Source organism: Dyadobacter koreensis (genome assembly GCF_900108855.1).
Lineage (GTDB): Bacteria > Bacteroidota > Bacteroidia > Cytophagales > Spirosomataceae > Dyadobacter > Dyadobacter koreensis.
Genome location: NZ_FNXY01000003.1, coordinates 608439 through 632366, shown reverse-complemented (window position 1 = coordinate 632366; position 23928 = coordinate 608439). Strand labels below are relative to the sequence as shown.

The window sequence follows — 23928 nt, the reverse complement described above, 5'->3', positions numbered from 1 at the left end:
ATGAATTCCCGTATTCAGCTCAAAGTATTTCCGTTGTTCATGATCGCTCTGTTTTTGCTGACTAACAACAATGTAAATGCACAAAAACAGCATGAGATTTTTCGTCAAAAGATCGAAAAAATTCTTCCTCAGGCGAAAGGAACTGTTGGTGTTGCCATTATGGGTTTGGAAGATCGGGAGACTTTTTTATTCAACGAAGGATTGAAATATCCTATGCAGAGCGTATACAAGTTTCCGCTTGCGATGGCCGTTTTAAACCAGGTAGATAAAGGGAAATTGTCATTGAACCAAAAAATTCATATTACCTCAAAAGATCTTCTGCCTAATACGTGGAGCCCGATCAGAGAAAAATATCCGAAAGGAAATGTTGATCTGAAATTATCGGAAATTCTGGCTTATACCGTTTCTCAAAGTGATAATAATGGCTGTGATATTTTATTTCGTTTGATCGGCGGTACAAAAAAAGTAGATGCTTATATTCATAGCCTTGGCATAAAAAGCATAGCAATAGCGGCTACGGAAGAGGAAATGCATAAAGATTGGAATGCTCAGTTTGCAAACTGGTGCAAGCCAAGAGCAATGCTGCGTTTGCTTGAAATTTTTTATAAAGGCAAAGCGCTGTCAAAAACGAGCAACGATTTCCTTTGGAAGGTCATGACGGAGACAACTTCCGGCCCAAACAAAATCAAAGGTTTGTTACCGAAAAGTGCAAGCGTTGCCCATAAGACCGGTTTGTCGGATACGAAAGATGGGGTTTTAGCCGCAACCAATGATGCCGGCATCATGACGCTTCCGAATGGGGAACATGTAGCGATCGTAGTTTTTGTATCAAATACACCTGTTGATGAGAAAACGCGCGATGGCGTGATTGCCCAGATTTCGAAAGCAGCCTGGGATTATTATTTAGCAAAAAAATAGCGGTTGAATTTTTTATTGTTTAACCGGCAATCACTGAATAAATTGTGCAAATCAAAGTAGAGAATATAGGTAAAAAATTCATTCAGGAATGGATAATCCGCCGGGCAAGTTTTGTGTTGGAAGGAGGGCAGAAATATGTTTTTGTCGGGCCAAACGGGAGTGGGAAATCTACACTGCTGCAATTGATCACCGGTATGACACCGGCAACGGAAGGCACAATACAATACACGACCAAAGCGGGGAAAAATATTGATGTTGAGGAATGGTACAAACATCTGGTCATCGCTGCACCTTATCTTGAATTAATTGAAGAATTTACGCTGAGAGAACTGGTCGATTTTCATAAACAGTTCAAACCGCTTAAAAATAATATTTCCAGCTCCGATTTTGAAGATTACATCCAACTGTCTCATGCACGCGGAAAAGTGATCCGTCATTTTTCGTCAGGGATGAAGCAGCGCGTCAAACTTGGACTTGCCTTTATGTCTGATGTGCCAATTATTTTTCTTGATGAACCGACAACAAATTTGGATGTAACCGGAATAAACTGGTATCTTGACAACGTTACAAAAGCAACTGAAAACCAACTGGTTTTGTTAGGTTCGAATGTAAAACAGGAATATGATTTTTGCGAAAATATCATTTCGGTTTCTGCGTTCAAATAGAAACGGATCAATGTCGGATTATGGCAAAAACTATACAATATCTTTTGATTTTGGTACTGGTTTTTTTTGGAGCGATTGCAGAATCGTCCGGCGCCGGAATGTATTTTATTCAAAACAAAGGTCAGTGGGATTCGGATATCTTGTTCCGAACTGAGATACCCGGAGGATTTTTGTTCCTGAAAAATAAGTCGCTGCTTTATTCACTTTATGATGCTTCTCAGGTTTCATCTGTCCACACGAAATCCATCCCCGCTTCTCCAAATGCGAAATTTGCGCCTGCTAAACCTAAAATAATCAATGCGCATGGCGTGGAAGTTCAGTTTGAAAATTGCAATACCCAAATTAAGTATACCACAAAATATCCCGTCAAAACTCGTTTTAATTATTTCCTTGCTGGTACAGAATCGGTTCGTGCGGGAGATGTCGGAGCCTTTCAGGAAGTTGTCTACGAAGGTATATATAAGGGAATTGATCTTCGGATCTACATTTATGATAACACGTTAAAATATGAATTTATCGTTCACCCACAGGCCGATCCGTCTCAGATCAAATTAAAATATGAGGGAGCAAGCAGTGTGTCGGTAAATGAGGCAGGGCAGACAATAGTAAAAACTTCCGTTGGTCAGTTTAAGGAAGCACAGCCTTATTCTTTTCAGCTTGTTAATAAAAAAACGCTGGATATCGCTTCAAATGTTGTTCTGACAGAAAATAATCGTATTCAGTTTTCTTTTCCAAAAGGGTATACCCAATCTGAAACATTAACCATTGACCCGGAATTGATCTTTTCAACTTATTCGGGCTCTACTGCGGATAACTGGGGGCATACTGCGACCTATGACGCAGAAGGAAATTTATATTCCGGCGGAACTGTTTTTGGAGTCGGTTTTCCGGCGACGGTAGGTTCTTACCAAGTAAGATTTTCTGCACTTGTAGACGTAGGAATTTTAAAATTCAGTCCGGATGGCAGTGAACTTTTGTACGCTACATATCTTGGAGGAAACAATACAGACGTACCGAATAGTCTGATCGTTAACAGTAAAAATGAATTGCTGATTTTCGGAACGACTTCGTCATCGAATTTTCCAACCAGCGCAACTGCTTTTCAAAAAATATTTGCAGGCGGGATCTCAACCGAACCCATTGGTGGCCTCGAGCTCTTTAATGGCAGTGATATTTTTGTTTCAAAATTAAGTGCGGACGGGAAACAACTGCTTGCTTCAACTTATATTGGTGGAAGTGGAAACGACGGGATCAGCAGCGTGGGACCTGTACAGGTTCGAAATTATGGAGACAGCTTTCGTGGTGAAATAGAGCTGGATAACCAGGATAATGTTTTTGTCGTTTCTTCAACGAATTCAGAAAATTTCCCAGTCCAAAGCGCAGATCACACTAAACTTTCCGGAATTCAGGACGGCGTACTTATCAAACTTTCCTCTGATTTGAATTCACTGCTTTGGAGTACTTATGTCGGCGGAAACGGGTTCGACGCCGCGTTTTCGATAAAGCCTGCGAAAAATGGTGATGCTTATGTTACCGGTATTACGCAGAGTTCTAATCTTGCAACAAGCAGTGCTTCATATCAGGCAAAAATAAATGGTACGGAAGACGCGTTTGTAGCGGTTTATTCAAACGGGAAGTTAAAAGCTGCTACGTATTTAGGTACAGCTGCGGCTGATGGTGCTTATTTACTCGACCTCGATCCGAATGAAAATGTTTTCATTTATGGTCTGACAATGGGCGAGTATCCGGTAACCAAAGGTTTGTATAGCAATGCAAAAAGTAATCAGTTTATCCATGCGCTGGATCATAATTTGTCTAAATCTATCTTCTCTACAACGATCGGATCGGGCAGGGGAACGCCGGATATTTCTCCGACAGCCTTCTTAGTTAGTGAATGCGGAAATATTTATATCGCCGGTTGGGGAGGCGACGTGAATATTCAAACTTCTTATAATACAGCCAGCAGCACTTCCGGACTACCTGTTACAGAGGATGCTATTCAGCCAGTAACGACAGGAAATAATTTTTATATCGCGATTTTGGAAGAAGGAGCGCGGTCGCTTTTATATGCTACATATTTTGGTAGTGACAACCGCCAGGCGGAAGGTGACCACGTAGATGGCGGGACGAGCCGGTTTGATAAAAACGGTGTGATTTATCACGCAACCTGTTCATGTGGAGGAAGTAATTTTCCTGTCACGCCGCAGGCCTGGTCAAAAACGAATAAAAGTTCGAACTGTAATAATGCGGCTTTCAAAATCGATATTGATCTGTTAAAAGCAGATTTTGACGTTTATCAGGGACAAACTAAAAATGTGCTGCAAGGTTGTGCTCCCCTTACGCTGGATTTTTTTAATGCAAGTGAGGGTGGTGTCGAGTATTTCTGGGAAATAAATGGAAACGGGATTTCCCGGGAAGAGGATGGTGGCAGCTACACATTTTCAGAAGCCGGCGAGTACAAAGTTACCTTAAAAGCATACAATAAGTTGAGTTGCAAGCGAATGGATATGGCTGAGAAAACGATCAGAGTAGAAAGTGTCAATGCCAAAATAATCAGCGATACGATCGTATGTGAGAATAAGACGATCAGTCTTTTCGCCAGTGGAGGTACGAAATATAAATGGTCGCCTGCCACAGGTTTGGACAATTCGGCTATTGCAAATCCCAAAGCGACGATTGATAAGACGACTGAATATACCGTAGAAATCAGTACTGAAAGTGGTTGTGCTGTTACTAAAAAAGTTAATGTGACAGTTGAGGAAAGTAAAGATTTTGTAGCGATGCAAAACGTAACGTCGTGCGCTGGCACAACTGTGACGTTAACTGTGTCCGGAGAGGCCGCACAATATAACTGGACCGGTGATTCCACACTGAGCGAAACCAGCGGGAAATCGGTTACGGTAAGTCCGGCTCAAACGACTACTTACACAATTGAAGGTATCTATGGAAATGGCTGTCGACCGAAAAGACAGATAACAGTGACCATCGACAATGCGCATGAACCTGCGTTCGAAATTGTCAGATCAGGTGGAGAATGCAATAAACCTGTCAAATATTCCATGTTAAATAAAACATCCAATGCCGAACGCTATGAATGGAATCTTGGAACGGTAAATGGTCTGACTACAACTAATATCGAAGATTACAGTTATGAAACACCAGGAAAATATATCGTGACGCTCACTTCCTATAATTCTGCTGGTTGTGCGCTAACTACTTCCAAAGAGGTAAGTGCCGAACCGCCGCTGGTTATTGCGAACGTGATAACGCCAAATGGAGATGGGAAAAATGACCACTTTGTGATTCCCGTTTCAGGTTCGAATCTGGAAATTTATAACCGTTGGGGAAAAAGCGTTTTCAAATCAACAAATTATAAAGATGATTGGGGTAAGGGTGTGACAAACGGGACTTACTTTTACGTTGTTGACACGCCCGGCGGAAATCATTGTAAAGGGTGGCTGGAAGTTTTAGAGTAATTGAATGTCAGTGAATTATATATTGGATTAAAATAATTAGCTTTAAATATTATTCAAAAATGTGCCAATTTTATTTCTGTAAACTATGAAAAAGTTAATCATATTTATCTTCGCAGTAGTCATTTCTTCATCGTCCTATGCGCAGACCAATGCTCATTTTGGGAAAGAAATTAACGATAAAAAGGCAATCGAAGCCAAGGCTCTACCAGAGAAGATGGCTGGCAAAGAAGAGCTGGCAACGAAAGTTACGGGAACAGTGGAATCTGTTTGTCAGGTGAAAGGTTGCTGGATGAAAGTGAAAATGGATAATGGAGAAACGATGCGTGTGATGTTCAGAGATTATGCATTTTTCGTCCCAAAAGATATTGCTGGTAAGACAGTTGTGTTTGAAGGTGATGCACAATTGAAGACTGTTCCTGTTGAACATTTGCAGCATTATGCAAAAGACGCGGGCAAAAGCGATGAGGAAATTGCTAAAATAACAGAGCCTAAAAAAGAAATGACATTTATTGCAGACGGGGTTTTGGTAAAATAAGCAGCTTCAATGGCGCTTGATAAGTAAGGAATACACCAATGGACACTTTTGTGGTAGTACACAAGTGTCCATTTTTTATGAAATCCAGATTAATATTTTTTACTCTCCTGATTATTAATGTTACACTTTCTCAGGCCCAAACTACACAATTCACGTGGTGGAATCCGGCAAGCAGCAAAGTCCCGGTTATTGAAGGGCAGGCGTGGCCGGACGAAATAAAAAGCCGTTATGACCGCTTACCCGGAAGAGCCGAGAAGTTGGTAAGAGAGCAGGTATGGAACCTATCGAAGCAATCGGCCGGATTGATGATCCGGTTCAGGGCGAATTCCGGCGAAATTAAAGTAAGATATCAGGTCGGGGGAAAGCTGGCACTTCCGCATATGCCTTCAACAGGCGTAAGCGGTGTGGACCTATATGCCATTTCAAATGATGGTGAATGGCGCTGGTGCGCTGGCAAGTATGTTTTTGGAGATACTGTCGCTTACAATTTTAAGAATCTCGAACCTGTCGATCAGAATCATAAACTTGGAAGGGAATATCGCTTGTTTCTGCCACTGTATAATAATGTAAAATGGCTGGAAATCGGTGTTCCTGACGGGGCAAGGTTTGAAGCATTACCAGTTCGTCCGGACAAACCTATTGTAATTTACGGAACCTCAATTGCTCAGGGTGCTTGCGCATCACGTCCTGGGATGGCCTGGACTTCTATTTTAGCAAGAAAATTGGATGATCCTTTAATCAATCTGGGCTTTTCTGGAAATGGCCGTCTTGAAAAAGAGGTGGTTGACCTGGTCTCTGAGATCGATGCTAAAATATTTGTTCTGGACTGTCTGCCGAATCTTGTTGCAAGTGTGAATATTAGCCTGGCTGAGGTCAAGGCCAGAATTTTAAATGCCATTCATAATTTAAGACAAAAACACAGTTCCATTCCCATCTTGATGGCAGAACATGACGGGTATACTGACGAAGCGATTAATCCGGTCAGCCGTAAAAATTATCAGGAAGTTAATGCTGTAATGAAGGAAGCCTTCGCGCAGCTGAAAGCAGAGGGTGTTAAAGAGATATACTTGATCTCTAAGGAAGATTTCCAGCAGGATATTGAAACGACGGTTGACGGGACACATCCGACTGATTTGGGTATGATGCGGTATGCAGATGCTTATGAGCGACACATCCGGACCATTTTGCATGAGCCAATAGGCGTTCTCTCCACGACCAGACCGTGTACGCAACTTCGTGAGCTGCCAAATTATGATTGGGAAATACGTCACAGGGATATCTTAAATTCCAATAAATTAGAGAAACCAAAAGTAGTTGTTATTGGGAATTCTATTACACATTTTTGGGGAGGCTTACCAAAGGGCCCGCGAGCAACGGGGGAGGAATCATGGAATGAAACCTTTGGAACAACCGGCGTTCGCAATATGGGTTATGGCTGGGACCGAATTGAAAATGTTTTATGGCGTGTATATCATGGCGAACTGGATGGATATACTGCTCAAAAGATCTTCGTAAATATTGGTACGAACAATCTTCAATCGAACAAGGATGAAGAAATTCTGGAAGGCTGGAAATTACTGATTGAGGCAATTAAATACAGGCAGCCAGACGTGGATTTGATGATGGTCGGGATTTATCCGAGAAGGCAGCAGGAAGAGCGTGTGAAAAAATTGAATGCTGAATTAAAAAAGCTGACAAAATCTATGAACGTAAACTTTGTTGATCCGGGACTGTCGCTAGCCAACAAAGATGGAAAAATCGACGAAACGCTGTTTTCTGATGGTTTGCATCCGAACGCAAAAGGATATACCATTTTGGGAAAAGCATATGAACCGTTTGTGAAATAAACGGCTCACTGATTGCTTATAATATTACGCCGATACCAAAAAGGATAACAAACAGCAAAGTTGAAAGTGCCATTTGTTTTAGATAAGGATCAAGCTCGCTGGCTTTCTTTAAACGGGAAACGGCAAGCCCATTTTTGATGAAAAAAGGGAAACTTAATAAAAAAATCAGGCTGGTGTAACTTGAAAAATTCTGTATCGTGTAAAGCAAAACGCAGGACATTCCGATCAAAAGTATAGCCCAGTGGTAAAATATTGCTTTTTCTCTGCCTAATCTTACAGGAATGGAATTCTTACCAGTGGCTCTGTCCGATTCAATATCACGGATGTTATTGATATTTAGCACGGCTACGGCAAATAATCCGCAGCTTGTTGCGGGCAGTAATAAATCCCAGTTCCAGATATGTGTATGAAGGTAACTACTACCCAAAACACCAACCCATCCAAAAAATATTAGAACCGACAAATCTCCCAGTCCAACATATCCATATGGCCGTTTTCCGGCTGTATAGGTAATCGCGGCGATGATGCAGGCGATACCGATTCCAAGAAATACCCAAAACGTATTTGCAGGGGCATCTTTAAGGGCAATGTAAAGCAACGAAAGTCCGGAAATTAATGACAGAACGGAGAAAAGAATAATGGCTCTCAACATTGTTGAAGCCGGAATACTTCCCGAATGAACTGCTCTACGCGGGCCTTCCCGAAGCTCGGTATCTTTGCCGTTTACGGCATCACCATAATCATTGGCGAAGTTGGAAAGTATTTGTAAAAGCGTTGTTGTCAGTACACTTAACAAAGCAACGGGCCAGCTGAACCGACCCGTTGATGAGGCTAAAAAACAGCCCATTAATATACAGGAAAGCGCCAGAGGTAATGTACGTGGTCGGGCAGCTTCTATCCAAGATTTCATTTTACTATTACTTAATATTAAGCCCGGGCACTTTGTTCAACCCAGGCAATTATTTTTGCATCGGAAATTTTATATACCAACAGCGGTTAAAAATTCAGGATCTGTCGGCAAAATTTTTGAAGCGAAAAAATTAGTAAGCTCACCTTTTTCATTTACTACATATTTGCAGAAATTCCACGTCGGAGCTTTATCATTCCATCCGTTTAATTCTTTGGTAGTAAGCCATTTGTATATCGGAGCCTGATCGTCGCCTACTACTGAAACTTTTTCAAACATTGGGAAAGAAACACCGTAGGTTTTTGAGCAGAACGTAGCGATTTCTTCGCTGGTACCAGGTTCTTGTCCGCCAAAATTGTTAGCAGGAAAACCTAACACAACCACTTTGTCGCCATGTTCTTTATTGAATTTTTCCCAGTCAGCATACTGTTTTGTGTAACCGCATTTTGAAGCAACATTCAGGATAACTACTTTTTTGCCTTTGTATTTGCTCAAATCAACTGTTTTTTCACCAACAAGAGATTTAACTTTAAAATCGTACAGTGTCTGTTTTGCGATGGTATGCCCGTCTGGTTTCTGAGCGATTTCACTTTTGTCAGCAAAAATACCGGCAATCAGCGATGTAATCATAATAAAAACTGATTTTAACAAGTCCATAAGAAATCGTTTTGGTTAAGCAATAGGTGGAAAATATGAGATACGAAAATTAATCTTCAAGCGATTGAATTTCACATATAAAATTAATGTAAAAAAATGCTTTTACATTCTTTCCGGTACATTTATTCCTAACAACCCTAAACCTCTGTAAATTGTTTCTGCAACCACTTTTGAGAGTGCCACACGGAAGCTCACGGCAACCGGATCAGAATCGGCAAAAATGGAAACTTCTGCATAAAACTGGTTGTAAACTTTGGCCAGTTCATACATATAAAACGAAATCACAGATGGGGCAAATTCATTACCTGCTGCCTGAACGCGAATAGGGAATTGAGATAATGTGAAAATAAGTTCTCTCTCAACCTGATGCAATTCGTAAGTAGCCGGTGGCAATTTTACCTCAATTCCGGATTGTTCCGCTTTTCGCATAATGGATCGCACACGCGTGTAGGTATACTGAATGAACGGTCCTGTATGTCCCTGGAAATCAATCGATTCCTCCGGATTAAACAACATTCGTTTCTTCGGATCAACTTTTAACAGGAAATATTTTAAAGCGCCAAGTGCGAGTGTATGGTAAAGCTGCGTTGCCTCCTCACTTTCAAAATCATCAATTTTTCCAAGTTCCTGTGTTCTCGCTGCGGCCGTATCGATCATTTGTCTAACCAGATCGTCGGCGTCTACAACAGTTCCTTCGCGTGACTTCATTTTGCCTGAGGGCAGGTCAACCATTCCGTAGCTGATATGGTAGCAGCCTTCGGCATACGGACGGCCCAGACGTTTTAAAATCGCAAAAAGTACGTTAAAGTGGTAATCCTGCTCATTTCCTACCACCCATAAATAGCGGTCATTGTGGAAATCTCCATATTTAAGCTCGGTGGTTCCGAGATCCTGCGTGATATACACAGAGGTTCCATCACCACGGAGTACCAGTTTCTCATCCAGCCCTTCTGCCGTCAGGTCTATCCATACAGAATTATCTTCTTTTTTAAAGAAAACGCCTTTCTGTAAACCTTCTTCAATGATATCTTTTCCCAGCAAATAAGTGTTGGATTCGTAATAGGTTTTATCGAAGCTTACACCGATCTGGTTATATGTCTGATTGAAACCTGCGTATACCCAGTTGTTCATTTTTTGCCAAAGTGCGACTGTTTCAGAGTCACCCTGTTCCCAAAGCAAAAGCAATTTTTGGGCTTCAAGAATCCATGGCGCTTTTTTCGCCGCTTCTTCCGGCGTTAAGCCTGTTGCAACCAGTTCAGCAATCTGCTTTTTATATTCAATGTCAAATTTTACATAATATTTACCAGCCAGGTGATCGCCTTTGATTCCCGAAGATTCAGGTGTTTCACCATTACCCAATTCGCGGTAAGCCAGCATGGATTTGCATATATGAATGCCTCTGTCGTTGACCAGACAAGTTTTTACAACATCAAATCCGTTTGCTTTCAATATTCTTGAAAGCGAATCTCCCAGGAAATTATTACGTAAATGACCCAGGTGAAGCGGCTTGTTGGTATTTGGTGAAGAGAATTCGACCATCACAGATTTACCGCTCGCAGGAGAAGTCCCGAAATCGGCATCAGAAGAAATACCTCCAAATAAATCCAGCCAGGTCGTGTCTTTAAGACTTATATTCAAAAATCCCTGAACAACATTGCAGCGATCGACCACTGAAGAGTTTGCTTCAAGATCCGCTCCGATAAGCTGCCCGATTTCTGCCGGAGCGCGTCGTGTAGCTTTGGTTAATGCGAACGTAACAAATGTATAAAATCCTTCAAATTCCTTTTTGGTTGGTTGCAGCAGGATGTCATCAACAGTGATGTCAAAGTTTTTGTGGATCGCTTTTTGAATGTCTGCTTTCAGTATTGCTTCAATCGTCATGAATATTGTTTTTATAAAATTTCGGAAGTGTTAAGCAAAAATTAAATAACATTCCTCTAAGTTTTTATTTGATTAAAAATATTTTTACATTAATGACTATGTTATTCTTTTTGATGCAAAATTAGGGTAAATATTGAACAGACTTACACCCCGCCCAAAGAAGTTATGAAGAACCGTTTACTATTTGTGATACAAAGTTGTCTGATCATACAATTTTGCCTCGTTGGGCCTTCCAGGGTTCATGCACAACTAGAACAATCTGATCGTCTTGAAATTCCTACAAATTCGTCGCGCTCCGAATTGTTTGAAGTATTTACGTTGGGCAACGACGGGCTTCTGGCACTGGTCCGCGGCGATGCAAGTTTTGGCAACAGAAATGAAAGCTGGGAATTTACACGGTACGACACGTCGCTAAACCCTGTTTGGCGCATGAACTACAAACTGGATTATCGCTATATCCCGGTTATGGCTTACCAGGGTGAACATTTCGGATACTGGTTGTTTGCGCAGCCGGATACGGATCATTTTCTTTTCTTGCAAATGAATTTTAGTGACGGAGCGATCGAGAGCTATAAAGGAAATTTGCTTTCCGGCATCGATGTGCAACAGTTTAAGGTAATCGGAAGCAAAGCAATCGTGGCAGGATATCACCGGTCGCGGCCGGTCGTTGTGGTTCACTCTTTTTTCGATCAATCCTCAAAAGTGTTACCCGGACTTTATGAAAAAAATACAGAGTTGAATAATGTTGATATCAACGAGCAAGATGGCATAATCAACGTAATTACTTACGCATATCGAAAGAAAAACTGTGTTTTTGAAATAAAGACATATTCTTATGAAGGTAAATTTTTGAAGAAAACAGCGTTAAGTGATCCCCGGAACAGTTTGATTTCTGGTCAGATCGTTCCCTTGAATGCTGACGACTCATACTTGATAGGGAATTATTCAATTGGCTGTACTCCTTACTCGCAGGGACTTTATATTACACATATAAGTGATAATGAACCTGAAAAACCTGAATTTATCGAGTTTTCCGAATTGCAGAATTTTTTCAATTATATGAAACCCAAACGTCGTCAGCGCATGATGGAGCGGATTGGAAAAAGAAAAAGTCTGGGGAAGGAAAATCGGTTTAGATATCGCCTGCTGGTTCACGAACTGATCCAGACAGAGGATGAGATTGTGCTGGTTGCCGAAGTTTATTATCCAAATCAACGCGCCGGATCTCCTATGATGGTAACGAACGGAGTTTCGCGGCCATATTATGCCCGTTCGCTGGAGGGGTACCGCTATACACACGCCATTGTTTGTGGATTTGATCGGAATGGGAAATTTAAATGGGACAACTGTATCCCGATAAAAGATCTGACCAGCTTTGAGCTTCAGGAAATGGTGCAGCTTACCCCTGTAAATGACTATTTTATTCTAGCATATCCGCAGGAGGGAACAATCCATACGGAAGTGATCAACAGAAGTAAAGTTGTTGTTGAAAATGAAAAATTCAAGATCAGCGCAAAGTCTGAGTCAGACAAGGTAATCAATAACGAAAATGCCTATCTGGCGCCTTGGTATGGTCAATACTTTCTTGCTTACGGAATGCAGCGCGTCGGCCCTTCATCGATTGGTCAGGGCAGAGATGTTTTTTATATCAATAAGCTTACTTACAAAACCGAAAGTATTAACAAGGCGGAAAATCGTGAGGGAATGAGCGTGCCGAGATAAACACTGAATTTATGGAAATCAATCCACCATCCAGATATGGTCGGCTTCGAAACCTTGTTCTTTCCATTCAACAAGGACACGCTGACTTTCCAGTGTATTAACTTTCATGCCGACATAATCCGGCTCGATCGGCAATTCCCTGTTGTAGCGACGATCGATTAAAACCATCAGCTCAACCATTTTCGGGCGGCCAAAGGCGGTCATTGCATCCAGCGCGGCACGAACCATACGGCCACTCGCTAAGACGTCGTCGATAAGGATAACACGTTTTCCCTCGATTAAAAAAGGAACATTGGTTTTATTTGGTAATAAAGGGGAGTCGCGGCGGCGAAAATCGTCACGATAGAAAGTTGCGTCAAGATGGCCTAGTGGAATATTTTTTCCTGTACGTTCACGCAATTCGGCCACAACCCGTTCAGCAAAGAAAATACCACGTGGTTGCAAACCCATGATCACGGTATTGTCAAAATCCTGGTGATTTTCAATAACTTCCTGACATAACCGGCTGGTCATGATCTCTAATAGGGGGCTGCTTAAAATAAGTCGTTTAATAGACATGGTATTATTTTGCTGAATTTTAGCCTAAATTAAGCTGACATTTATGAAATCTAAAACTTTTCCCCCTAATAAGTGAATTCTTCGCAGAAAGAAAAACACCGTCTGATAACTAATTTTATGAATAGAAAGCTTTAATTTAACTTTGAACCATAATTTAACAATCTTGTGTTTGACTAAACCAATGTTGAATACCGGCATTGATTTTTCACTTAGGCGAGTCGAAGGTAACGGCCGTTTAACAATTCAATTATGTAGTAATGAAATACCTGATCGCGGGACTTGGAAACATTGGCCCTGAGTATGCTTTTACGAGGCACAATATCGGCTTCATGGTTCTGGACAGACTTGCAGCTCAAAATGATTTTAAATTCTCTTTTGAAAAACTCGCGTTTGTAGCGGAGTGGAAGCATAAAGGGCGTCAGTTTTATTTTATCAAACCGACCACCTTCATGAATTTAAGTGGAAAAGCGATCCGATACTATATGGATCAGTATAAAATACCGAAAGAAAACTTACTGGTGATTGTAGATGAATTGCAGCTCCCGTTTGGCACTTTGCGAATTAAACCAAAGGGAAGCCATGGCGGACACAATGGATTGAGGAATATTGAGGAAATATTGGGTACAGCTGAGTATCCGAGGCTACGGTTCGGGATAGGAAATAATTTTCCTCGAGGAAGGCAAGTAGATTATGTATTAAAACCATTTTCCAAAGAAGAAATGTCAGAAATACAAATATTTTTGGATACAGCTGGTGATATGGTTATTTCATTTTGTACTTTGGGAATACAATATGCGATGAATAATTACAACCAATGATTGTATTTTTTAAAGAATATATAAATATTTCAAGATTGGTATTTATTTGGTTATTCTTTTATTTTTAAAATTTTATTTTTATTTGATCGTGATAATCAGATATTAATTGTAAATTATACTAAATTTATTTCACTTTATTCCAAACAATATTCTGTTTAAAGGTTTTTAGATTATTTGTAATATCAAAATTTATGATGACATTTGTATATCGAAAAGACGCAATAAGAATTGAATAAATCCATGAAGCTGAATTAAATATATATTATATTTGTATTCATATCAGGAGTAAATATTTGAGCAAGTTTTTTGTGCAACGGATAGACGAGAGGCACAATTATTTTCGACTGATCTAAAATTGAATATTAATCGTAGATTGAATAAATAATTTTCAATTTTGTAAAACGAAAAAATTGAAGTATTATTGACGCCAATGTGACTTTGTGAAATAATAGCCGTCCAATGTTTGCATTATAACAGAGGACTTGATATAAAAGAAATAATTTTGACCTGAATGGCCTGACAACTGATATCGGCAAAAGTTAACTTTAAAAAGTTGTTTACTATCAGTCTGTAATTCAGTCAAATAAAGATAAGAAAAGGTTAAGGGTTTAGGAATAGTCAGTATAAAGCCGTCTTCATGAGATGGCTTTATCTTTTTATAGGCTCAGCCCAAACTTCAACCCGGCGGTTTAATTTTCTTAATTCTTCGGATAAGTTTTTTTGTGCCGGTCTGGTTGATCCATATCCTACGCCTTCGATTCTGTCGGCTGTGATACCACTTTCCAACAAATACTGTTTTACAACCGAAACTCTTTGAGTTGATAAAACAAGATTTTTATCGAAATCGCCGATATTATCTGTGTGTCCTTTAAGCATAATTTTTAAATCGGTCCTGGTCTTGAAATACGAAATAATGTAGTCAAGCTGTGATTTTGCGTGGCTTTCCAACGTTTCATTACTTTGATTGAACAGGAGCGTAACTAACGGACTGTCAAACTTTTCAGGTTCCAGACTAATCAGCGATTTGACTTCCGTTGCTCGTGCAGCCGTTCGGACCGGTATACTTTTCGTTTGATACCCCGGCGCGTTAACTGAAATTTTATATGATTCGTGCGGTGTCAGCAGGAATGTATATCCGCCATTTTTTACGTTGCTTTTTGCTACCAGTGAATCGTCGGCCGACTTTCTTACAGATACTTCTGCATTTTCGACAGATTTTAAATTTGTTCCTTCAAATACTTTTCCGGTCACCTGAACAAGCCTGGTGCTGATCGTAGGAGTTTTTTGCTCCACCGTTTTTGGTTCTTCTTTTACAGGTTCCAGTTCGGCCACAGATTCTTTGGGTGCTCTGCTGATTGTCTGGAAACTCCTGCGAATAAATACAGGCGTCATCACCCGATCGTATACCCTTATCAAAGCAACGGAGCCGGCGCTTGCTTCATGATTAGCAACCAGATCGTCCTGGAATAAATTTAAAACCTGGTCGTTATCCAGAACGCCCTCTGTTCCCGGGTCTTTAAATTCCACTTTTGACAAGCCATTCACATACATCTTTATAGCCTTGGTTTCAAAATCCCTTGAATAAACATAGTGGATATATTTATTGGCTCTGACAGGTGCTTTTTCACCTATTGCAAAATCGTAAAAGTTTAGCTTGCCGTCGTAGATATAACTTCCGTAATCGCTTTTTCGATTTTTGAAATCAAGCACGCGTTTCCAGCTGTCCAGTTCAGTCAGTTTAAAATAAATTTCAACCGTGAACGATTTATTAAGAAATCCATTTGCTTCCTTATTATCAAACTGCAATCCCGAATTTTTTTCAAACTGATAAACCGTTCGGATAATTTCCGGAACACCATTTTCTCCGCTTCCAGGCACTTTTTCCTTAATGAACTGACCTGCCTGTCCTAGTTTATGTAGAGACGGGCCGCCCTTTTCAATCGGCAACAGGCCGTTATTGAAATCGTAAGTCCACTGGTTTTGTGAAAAAACTGAATAATAGGAGTGGCCAAGAAGAAAAATAAATAGCCACCGTGCATTTTTTTTACTAATCATCTTCAAAAATATAAAAAAGAGATGTCGAAGCCGAAACGGTTCTTGTATTTTTGAAACATAATCAACTTTTAAGGTGAAAAATATTTTAATTGGTCTTGTATTCTCTATCCTCTGGGCTTCTGCCTCGGTCGCGACCAAATTTGGTGTCCAGTCAGCATCTCCTTTGATATTAGCAAACGTTCGTTTTTTTATTGCTGGTATATTGCTGCTTGGTTTTTCTTACATTTTTGGCAAAGATGAGTCCTACAAATTGCCAAACCGCGCGGAGTTCATGCAGCTTGGGTTGTTTGGTTTTTTAAATACTACGCTCTATCTCGGTCTGTATGTCCTGGCGATGAAATATACTGCCGCTGGTATTGGTAGTCTTGCCGTTTCTGTGAATCCGCTGATTATCGTTTTATTGTCGGCTTGGTGGCTAAGCCGCCGCCCCGCGATGGGCGAATGGTTAGGAATTATTTTAGGAATGTCAGGCGTGGCCATTGCAACATATCCGTTATTGGACGGAGCAACGACAAAAATTGAAGGCGTTATTATTTTGCTGATAAGCATGATCGCTGTTTCGGCAGCGAGTGTTTACTATGCCACAATCAAATGGAAGTTGCCAAATTTACTGATCAATGGCTGGCAGGTTATGCTTGGCGGCATTTTCCTGCTTCCTTTTACATTTATTTTCGGAGACTTTTCTGCCACTGCCTGGGATTTTCAATTTTGGGGATCTGTTTTATGGTTAAGTCTGGCTGTATCAATAATCGGATTAATCTGCTGGTTTTATCTTCTTAGCATCGATACAGTCCGTGCTTCATTATGGCTTTTTCTTTGCCCGTTATTTGGCTTTTTCTTCGCCTGGTGGTTAATGGATGAACCAGTCACTTTGTATACCGTTGCCGGGACACTATTTGTTATTTTCGGGCTGTATTTCGGGCAAAAGGCGAAACTGGCAGGTAAGTTGAATATAAAAAAATAATCATTCGCCGGTCGCTCGACGGCAAATGATTATCTTCTTGTATAACTTCTAGGTTAATCTGTTTCGATTTGTCCGCTTAAATAAAGACGGGCCTGACCTCCGATATTAACGCGGTCGCCATCTAAATCACATTTCAGGAAGCCTCCGCGTTTTGATAACTGTTTTGCTCTTAGGTCAGTTTTTTCCAGTTTTTCTGCCCAATAAGGAATCAGTGTCGTATGCGCTGAACCTGTCACAGGATCCTCGTCAACGCCTGATTGTGGCGCGAAAAATCTTGAAACAAAATCTACTTCATCTCCCGGAGCAGTGATAATAATACCTCTTGCCGGTATGGTCGAAAGAACTATGATGTCAAAATCCAGGTCGCGCACTTCGGCTTCCGTGTCAAGGACCACCATGTAATCTGTTTTTCCTTTATAAACTTCGAGAATGGCGGCGTCTCTCAACCCTTCCATCAAGGCAGGAGGAGGAACAGCAATATGATACTGATCAACCGGGAAATTTAGCGTCAACCAGTTGTCTTTGCAGAGAACCGTCAGTTCACCGCTCAGCGATTCAAATTTAATCAGGTCACCTTCATAACCCTGAATATTAAAAATCACATACGCAGAAGCTAGTGTTGCATGTCCACAAAGTTCGACTTCTAAAAATGGAGTGAACCAGCGAATATGAAAGCCAGCTTCAGTAGGAATATAAAACGCAGTCTCTGCCAGATTGTTTTCTGCTGCAATATTCTGTAACGTTTCATCCGGCAGCCAATTTTCCAGCGGAACAACGGCAGCTGGATTCCCTGAAAAAAGCTGATTCGTAAAAGCGTCAATTTGATATATATTCAGTTTCATCGATTTTGGGCCAGGTGTTAATTTAATCCAAGGTATTAATTTTTTTTTCTATAAAACGTAGTCGTGAATGGAATTTTTCAAGAATTTTATTAGAATCTGATAAATATTCTACTTTTGATTCCGCCCGAAGACAACCTTGAACGGTCAAAAGCTATATTCCTGACATATGTTTGAAAAGCTCCGTATGTTTCAAAGTGCTTGTGAAAACGAAGATTTTGCTGAATTGTTTTCTATTAAAGAATTTATCGCCTTCTATTTTTCATACGAAGGTAAACTCCGTTTGTCCAGCCAAACCCTTCCTGGATATCATATTCTCCACCACCTGCTTCCAGATTGGTATCTGATACGTTATATTTCTCCATCATCTTGCCTGTTCGTTTAAACTCTTTTTCATTTAATGAAAGCCATTCATCGCTCAGCTCGTTGGCGGTTTTATGAAAATTATAATTCCTAAGCCCTTTGTAGGTAATCCACTGCAAAGGAGCCCAGCCATTTGGAGCGTCCCATTGCTGTCCGGTCTTAACACCAGTTGTCAATAATCCGCCAGAACGCATGAAATTTAAACGAATGTATTTTCGCACATAATGAGACTGCTGTTTTCTGGCTAGTTTAAAATACAAAGGGAATGTTCCGGCCAGCGTCACAGATTTTGTAAAATCCTTTTTGACAAAATTGTAGTCCATGTAATAATTACGGCTGTCATCCCAGAAATAATTTTCTACTGCTTCACACCGTTGCCTGGCTTTATTTTCATAAAGTTGAAAACACTCATACTCTTCATTTAAAAGATATGCTTCCGCCAGTGTCTTTTCCAAATGATGCATCAGACAATTTAAGTCAACAGGAAGGATATCTGTTGTTTCAATCGAAGAAAAATCATTTTCATCTGCAAACCACCGACTGCTAAAATCCCAGCCGGACTCAGCCGCGGCACGAATATGGCGGTATACACGATCTGCTGAAATCTGATGATGATCCACCGCATCTGCCGCCAGTTCAACGTCTTCCTTATAGGCCTCTGGTCTTGGAGTGGATTTATCGTCCCAATAGCGGTTAAGAACAACACCATTGGGTAAATGAACCACGCGACGGTATGCTGTAAAATCTTCTCCTGACGAGTTTCCGGCGTCCATCCAATAATCATATTCCCGCTGCATTTGCGGGAGATATTTTTTCAGGATTTTCTTTCCTTCCATTTCGCTGTACAGGCGGACCATCAATGAAAAAAATGGCGGTTGTGAGCGGCTTAAATAATAAGTTCTGTTGGCCGTGGGGACATGTCCGAACGTATTTATAAGATAGGCGAAATTGTTGATCATGTTTTCAATCAGATCGATCCGGCCGCACTCTTTCAAACCAAGCATCGTGAAATAGCTATCCCAGTAATAAATCTCCCGAAACCTTCCTCCGGGCACCACATAGGAATGGGGCAACGGAATTAATGATCCTCCGCGCTCCTGATTTTCCGGCTGCCGGGTCAAATATGGCCACAGTTTACGGATGTGCTGCTCGGTTGTCAGCTCAGGATCAGGAATATATTCAGCCTTTATCTCCTCGGGAATTCTGAAATGACTATGAACGAAAGTATCCAGGTTAAATTCTGGTTCGTTTTTTTCGTGATGATATTTTTCTATGATAAAAACAGGATCTTCAAGCGGGATACAGTCCGCAAAAGTTTTTGAGTCTTTGAAGATATGGCTGTTTTGGACGTCATTAAAAAAGCTGCCGAATAGCTCTTCAGGAGATGTCAGGGCTTGACCAAATGTAACTGAGGGGGCAATGAATCCGAACAAATCTTATGGAATTTAAAGTTCACATTTTATTTAAATCAACTGCTGACAGCATCTAGTAAATATACTATTTTACCATCAAAGTAATCGGATCGAATTCTATATCTAAACTTTTTATAATCAGTTTTTTACCTCGGTAAATGATAACTTTGGCAACTTCATGGCACTTTCAATAATCTGGATTTCGATATTCAGAATTCCGGCTTCGGCTTTGAAGTTAATTTTTTCAACATCATCTGTTGGCTTGTGGTAATCATCATGCCCGCCGGTATGGAAAAACAATACCGGAATACGTTTTGCGTAAAACGATCCATGGTCTGATCCACCACTGCCTGCCGCGTCTGTGAAAAACTTTATCCCGCTTTTAACCGGTTTGAAAACTTCCGGCCACTGACTGCTTGTGCCATACCCGCCTATACCTACACCCCGGTCTGGGTTATATCTGCCAATCATGTCCATATTACACATAAAACTGATTTTGTTCAGTGGTAATGTGGGATTGTTTACAAAATGTTTCGATCCTAAAAGTCCCAATTCCTCAGCACCAAAAGCGATGAAGAGAAAATTATAAGGTTCTTTGCTGTTATTTTCCGAAAAATAACGTGCCAGTTCCAATAAACCTGCAACGCCGGACGCATTGTCGTCTGCACCGTTGTGTATTTTCCCCTCAGGATGGTCATCTTTTGAACTTCCCTGCTTTCCCAATCCGAGATGATCGAAATGTGCGCCGATAACAATTGTGAATTCAGCATCGTTATCCAGAAATCCGATTATATTTTGCGTTTTGCGTAAACTGTCCGGAACGGCAACGCGTCTGACTTTCGCAACGAATTCCTGTCTGAAACCATCCGTCCCCATTGGTTGCAGTTTGTATTTTTTTAACTCATTCTCCACATACTTTGCTGCTTTTGCATTCTCCTTGCTTCCTGTTCCGCGGCCTTTCATTTTATCGGAAGCTAGTTTGGATATATGTTTTGAAATAATTTCAGGTGACGGTGAAATCGACTGTGCTGAGACTTTGGTAATAAAAATTAGTAGGAGTACAGGAAAAAGGTATTTCATTAGAATTGGAAAAAATGTCCGGCAATGTTGTCGGAATATTAGCTTTAAAACAAATTTATTAAATGGGAAATTTTTCAGACCGTTCGGCGATTTACAATACGGAGTAAAGGTTATGTCAGGATGTATATATTCAATGCCAATTTTCCAATCTACAATGCTGACGTGATAATAATCTTATTTAATTTTTCTCAGCTCTTCATATACAACATCCATAATCGCTGTACGGATATTAAGAGTTGAAATTTTAGGATTTTCCCTGGTCGGATAAACACGATTTGACAGGAATACATAATTTAAATTCACCGAAGGATCAGCCCAGACCATAATACCTGTGAAACCGGTATGCCCAAAACTCATAGGATGTGCATATTTTGGAGCATTGCCAGAATATTTAAACGTAGGCTTATCAAATCCTAAACCACGACGACTTCCCATTTCAGGATATTGATATCGGGTAAACTCGAATAAAGCATCTTTGCTCAATAACTGCTTTCCACCATAATAACCGTTTTGCAGATACATTTGCCAAACTTTCATAACGTCGTTTGCGTCGCCGAAAAGCCCTGCGTGGCCGCTTAATCCGCCAAGCATTGCAGCTGCCTCATCGTGAACCTGACCATGAATTAAGGTTTGACGGAAAAAAGTATCGCGCTCGGAAGGAACGATCTGATCCAGGTTATAGAAACGTTTCGGATTAAAAGTCAGAGAAGTTGCCCCAAGTTTTTTATAGAAATTATTTTTAAGGTAATCTTCAAATTCTACACCTGTCAAACTTTTCACGATCTGAGGATAGAGAATAAATGATAAGTCGCTGTACACATAACCTTCCTCCGGATTCAGAGGAGAATCAGCAATTTCCTTGTAGAGTTTTTTGCTGTAATTCTTCCGGATGAAAAGACTGTCACCAACGACGGACGTAGGATATTTGGATGACTGCTTGGTGCTGAAAACTTTATCTTTCAACGTTCCGTCCGGATTTTTCACCTCCTTCCAAAACATAATGTATGATTTCAGGCGCGCGCTGTGAGTTAAAACGCGGCGCCAGGTTAAATCTGCCTTGTTTGATTTTTTGAAATCAGGCAGATAATCTTTCATTGTAGCATCCAGATCGAATTTTTTCTGATCGTATAAACTCATCAATGCCAAAGTCGAGGCAGTGATTTTAGTGACAGAAGCAAGGTCATACAAATCCGTAAGCTTTACTGTTGCCGGGCCTTCGTAGGTATGTTTTCCATATGCTTTACGAAAAAATACTTTTCCATCTTTTGCCAGCTGAACAACGCAACCCGGGGTCGCCTTGGCGGTGATGGCGAGATTTGCAATGGAGTCAATTTTAAAAGTTATCAATTTTGAATCCAGACCAAGTTCTTCCGGAATTGTGTATTTCAAACGTTGCAATGCCGGTGTTTGAATACCAAGTGCATAAGGAAATTGTGCGTTGACGGTAACCGGAAGTTTTCCTAAAGCAGGAATTGCTCCAAAGATCAGCTGGGCGGATAGGTCCTGCGTATAAGGGGTAAGCTGATATGCCATGACAAGCGCCTTGGCAGTTTCCGGTTTTGTGATTTTATTCAAAACATAAGGATTTCCGAACACAGAGACGACCGCTTTTTTTGTCGCCATAAGTTCCTGCAGCATAGTGTTCATTTGTTCTGTTAAGCCATAATTTGCACGCGGAGAAATACTGCTCAGATGCAATCCAACCAATAACAAATTGTAGTCTTTCAGCTTTGCACGAACATCTTCCATTTGTTGTAGAGTCGCTTTGGCGGGCACAACGAAATGGTCAACTTTTGTATACAATCCAAGGGTATTCTGGAAAGTTGTAATTGAATCTGCCCCTAAGGATACTGAGGCAATTTTTAATGTATCCAGCTCTTTTAAAGGAAGGATGTTACCTTCATTTTTTAAAATAGTCAATGCTTTTTCAGTCAGCAACCGGTTGGTCAGTTCAGCGGATTTCGGATTCAGGTCTTCGTATAAATTTGTAAGATCGACAGGCTTGTAATGATTCAATCCAACCCATGCTTTTGCTTCTAAAACCTTTTTGCAGCGAAAATCGATCTCAGCCTGGCTAATTCGTCCCTCAGCTATACTTTTCTTGATCTCTGCTACGGCCTTGGAAACGTCCTCGGTAAATTCAAGAATATCCATTCCTGCTTCCAGCCCCATTGCATCCGCTTTTCCGTCTGCAAAGTATTTAGTTACGCCTTTCATATTCATCGCATCCGAATAGATCAGCCCCTGGTACCCTAATTTTGTACGAAGAAGATCTGTAACAATTGGCTTTGAAAGTGTGGATGGCAGATTAGGTGTGTTATCCAATGCAGGAATACTTAAATGCGCGATCATCATACCAGACAAACCGTTGTTCATCAGTACTTTGAAAGGGTATAGTTCCAGTGTGTCAAGCCGGGTAAGATTATGATTGATCAACGGAAGGTCGTAGTGGGAATCAACGCCGGTATCGCCATGTCCCGGAAAATGTTTTGCACTGGTTAACAATCCGTTATCCTGCATTCCTTTCATATAGGCAACCGCTTTTTCAGCCACTTTATATTTATTTTCGCCAAAAGACCGGAAGCTTATAACGGGATTGTTCGGATTGTTATTGATGTCGGCAACCGGTGCAAAATTGATATGCATTCCCAGACGTTTGGCTTGCTGAGCCAATTGTTTTCCCATTTGATAAATCAACTCATCATTTCCCTGAATCGCTCCCAGAGTCATTTGATAAGGATACCGAACCGTGCTGTCGATGCGCATTGCCAAACCAAATTCCGCATCCATCGCAACCAAAAGTGGTACTTTCGATATAGATTGATAATAATTTGTGAGTTTTGCCTGAGGAACTGGTCCGCCCTGAAAAAACACTACGCCGCCAATTTTGTTTTCTTTAATCAATTTTTCAATGACAGCCGGATTGCTCGTTTTTGGATCAATCAACGCTCGCTTTACGTCCGAAACCGCCGCCACCATTATCAATTGTGAAATTCTTTCGTCCGGAGTAAGAGTTGCGAAAACAGAATCAACCCATTGACGATTTTTATTTAAAAACTGAGGAGGCGTAGTAGTTTGTGCCTTAACGGCCTGAATCGTAAATAATAAAAATTGAAATACGAAGAAAATTCTAGCTTTTTTCATGAATTGGGACAGAAATAGTATCAAGTATCCAAAGTTTGGAAAACAAACGGACTTAAACAACGCTTACGTTTTTTAGATCAGCTTATC

At 40.7% G+C, this 23928-nt stretch carries 17 protein-coding genes; 8 read left to right on the top strand and 9 right to left on the bottom strand.

The features are described from left to right. Positions 1–39 precede the first annotated feature (39 nt). The 5 genes from bla (at position 40) to BMY70_RS11270 (ending at position 7441) form a co-directional block, all read left to right on the top strand. A complete protein-coding gene (gene bla, locus BMY70_RS11290; RefSeq protein ID WP_374754704.1) occupies positions 40–918 on the top strand; it encodes a class A beta-lactamase, subclass A2 in 879 nt (292 codons plus the stop codon). A 44-nt stretch (positions 919–962) separates the two neighbouring features. After that, the gene (locus BMY70_RS11285; RefSeq protein WP_090335270.1) at positions 963–1583 is read left to right on the top strand and encodes an ABC transporter ATP-binding protein; all 621 of its coding nucleotides are present in this window, start codon (positions 963–965) and stop codon (positions 1581–1583) included. Positions 1584–1603: 20 nt separating this feature from the next. Further along, the gene (locus BMY70_RS11280) at positions 1604–5059 is read left to right on the top strand and encodes a DUF7948 domain-containing protein (protein ID WP_090335269.1); all 3456 of its coding nucleotides are present in this window, start codon (positions 1604–1606) and stop codon (positions 5057–5059) included. Positions 5060–5144: 85 nt separating this feature from the next. After that, positions 5145–5594, top strand: coding sequence for a DUF4920 domain-containing protein (locus BMY70_RS11275; protein WP_090335268.1), 450 nt, complete (start codon positions 5145–5147; stop codon positions 5592–5594). A 77-nt stretch (positions 5595–5671) separates the two neighbouring features. Further along, complete coding sequence (locus BMY70_RS11270) at positions 5672–7441, top strand: SGNH/GDSL hydrolase family protein (RefSeq protein ID WP_090335505.1); 1770 nt, start codon at positions 5672–5674, stop codon at positions 7439–7441. A 16-nt stretch (positions 7442–7457) separates the two neighbouring features. Here BMY70_RS11270 and BMY70_RS11265 read toward each other — a convergent pair whose 3' ends face one another. The 3 genes from BMY70_RS11265 to argS form a co-directional block, all read right to left on the bottom strand. Then, positions 7458–8351: a 1,4-dihydroxy-2-naphthoate polyprenyltransferase gene (locus tag BMY70_RS11265; RefSeq protein WP_090335267.1), complete on the bottom strand. Its 894-nt coding sequence runs from the start codon at positions 8349–8351 to the stop codon at positions 7458–7460. A 69-nt stretch (positions 8352–8420) separates the two neighbouring features. After that, positions 8421–9005: a glutathione peroxidase gene (locus BMY70_RS11260; RefSeq protein WP_090335266.1), complete on the bottom strand. Its 585-nt coding sequence runs from the start codon at positions 9003–9005 to the stop codon at positions 8421–8423. A 102-nt stretch (positions 9006–9107) separates the two neighbouring features. Further along, positions 9108–10886: an arginine--tRNA ligase gene (gene argS / locus BMY70_RS11255; protein WP_090335265.1), complete on the bottom strand. Its 1779-nt coding sequence runs from the start codon at positions 10884–10886 to the stop codon at positions 9108–9110. A gap of 165 nt (positions 10887–11051) precedes the next feature. Here argS and BMY70_RS11250 point away from each other — a divergent pair, with 165 nt between their 5' ends. Next, positions 11052–12608 carry a hypothetical protein gene (locus tag BMY70_RS11250; protein ID WP_229209569.1) on the top strand — a complete coding sequence of 519 codons (1557 nt, stop codon included), beginning with the start codon at positions 11052–11054 and terminating at the stop codon, positions 12606–12608. Positions 12609–12626: 18 nt separating this feature from the next. On the opposite strand, the gene pyrR is transcribed toward BMY70_RS11250, so the two are convergent. Continuing rightward, complete coding sequence (pyrR, locus tag BMY70_RS11245) at positions 12627–13166, bottom strand: bifunctional pyr operon transcriptional regulator/uracil phosphoribosyltransferase PyrR (RefSeq protein WP_090335264.1); 540 nt, start codon at positions 13164–13166, stop codon at positions 12627–12629. Positions 13167–13423: 257 nt separating this feature from the next. On the opposite strand from pyrR, the gene pth reads away from it, so the two are divergent. Continuing rightward, positions 13424–13984 (top strand): aminoacyl-tRNA hydrolase, encoded by a 561-nt coding sequence (gene pth, locus BMY70_RS11240; RefSeq protein ID WP_090335263.1) that lies wholly within the window; start codon positions 13424–13426, stop codon positions 13982–13984. 648 nt (positions 13985–14632) lie between these two features. On the opposite strand, the gene BMY70_RS11235 is transcribed toward pth, so the two are convergent. Then, positions 14633–16039 (bottom strand): OmpA family protein, encoded by a 1407-nt coding sequence (locus BMY70_RS11235; RefSeq protein ID WP_090335262.1) that lies wholly within the window; start codon positions 16037–16039, stop codon positions 14633–14635. A gap of 73 nt (positions 16040–16112) precedes the next feature. Between BMY70_RS11235 and BMY70_RS11230 the strand changes: the two genes are divergently transcribed. After that, positions 16113–17003: a DMT family transporter gene (locus tag BMY70_RS11230; protein ID WP_090335261.1), complete on the top strand. Its 891-nt coding sequence runs from the start codon at positions 16113–16115 to the stop codon at positions 17001–17003. 53 nt (positions 17004–17056) lie between these two features. Here the strand turns inward: BMY70_RS11230 and BMY70_RS11225 are convergent, their stop codons facing one another. The 4 genes from BMY70_RS11225 to BMY70_RS11210 form a co-directional block, all read right to left on the bottom strand. Continuing rightward, positions 17057–17845: a PhzF family protein gene (locus BMY70_RS11225; protein WP_090335260.1), complete on the bottom strand. Its 789-nt coding sequence runs from the start codon at positions 17843–17845 to the stop codon at positions 17057–17059. A gap of 242 nt (positions 17846–18087) precedes the next feature. Beyond that, positions 18088–19638: an alpha,alpha-trehalase TreA gene (treA, locus tag BMY70_RS11220; RefSeq protein WP_090335259.1), complete on the bottom strand. Its 1551-nt coding sequence runs from the start codon at positions 19636–19638 to the stop codon at positions 18088–18090. A 117-nt stretch (positions 19639–19755) separates the two neighbouring features. Beyond that, positions 19756–20580 carry a M20/M25/M40 family metallo-hydrolase gene (locus BMY70_RS11215; RefSeq protein WP_229209568.1) on the bottom strand — a complete coding sequence of 275 codons (825 nt, stop codon included), beginning with the start codon at positions 20578–20580 and terminating at the stop codon, positions 19756–19758. A 291-nt stretch (positions 20581–20871) separates the two neighbouring features. Next, complete coding sequence (locus BMY70_RS11210; protein ID WP_090335257.1) at positions 20872–23841, bottom strand: serine hydrolase domain-containing protein; 2970 nt, start codon at positions 23839–23841, stop codon at positions 20872–20874. Positions 23842–23928: the final 87 nt, after the last annotated feature.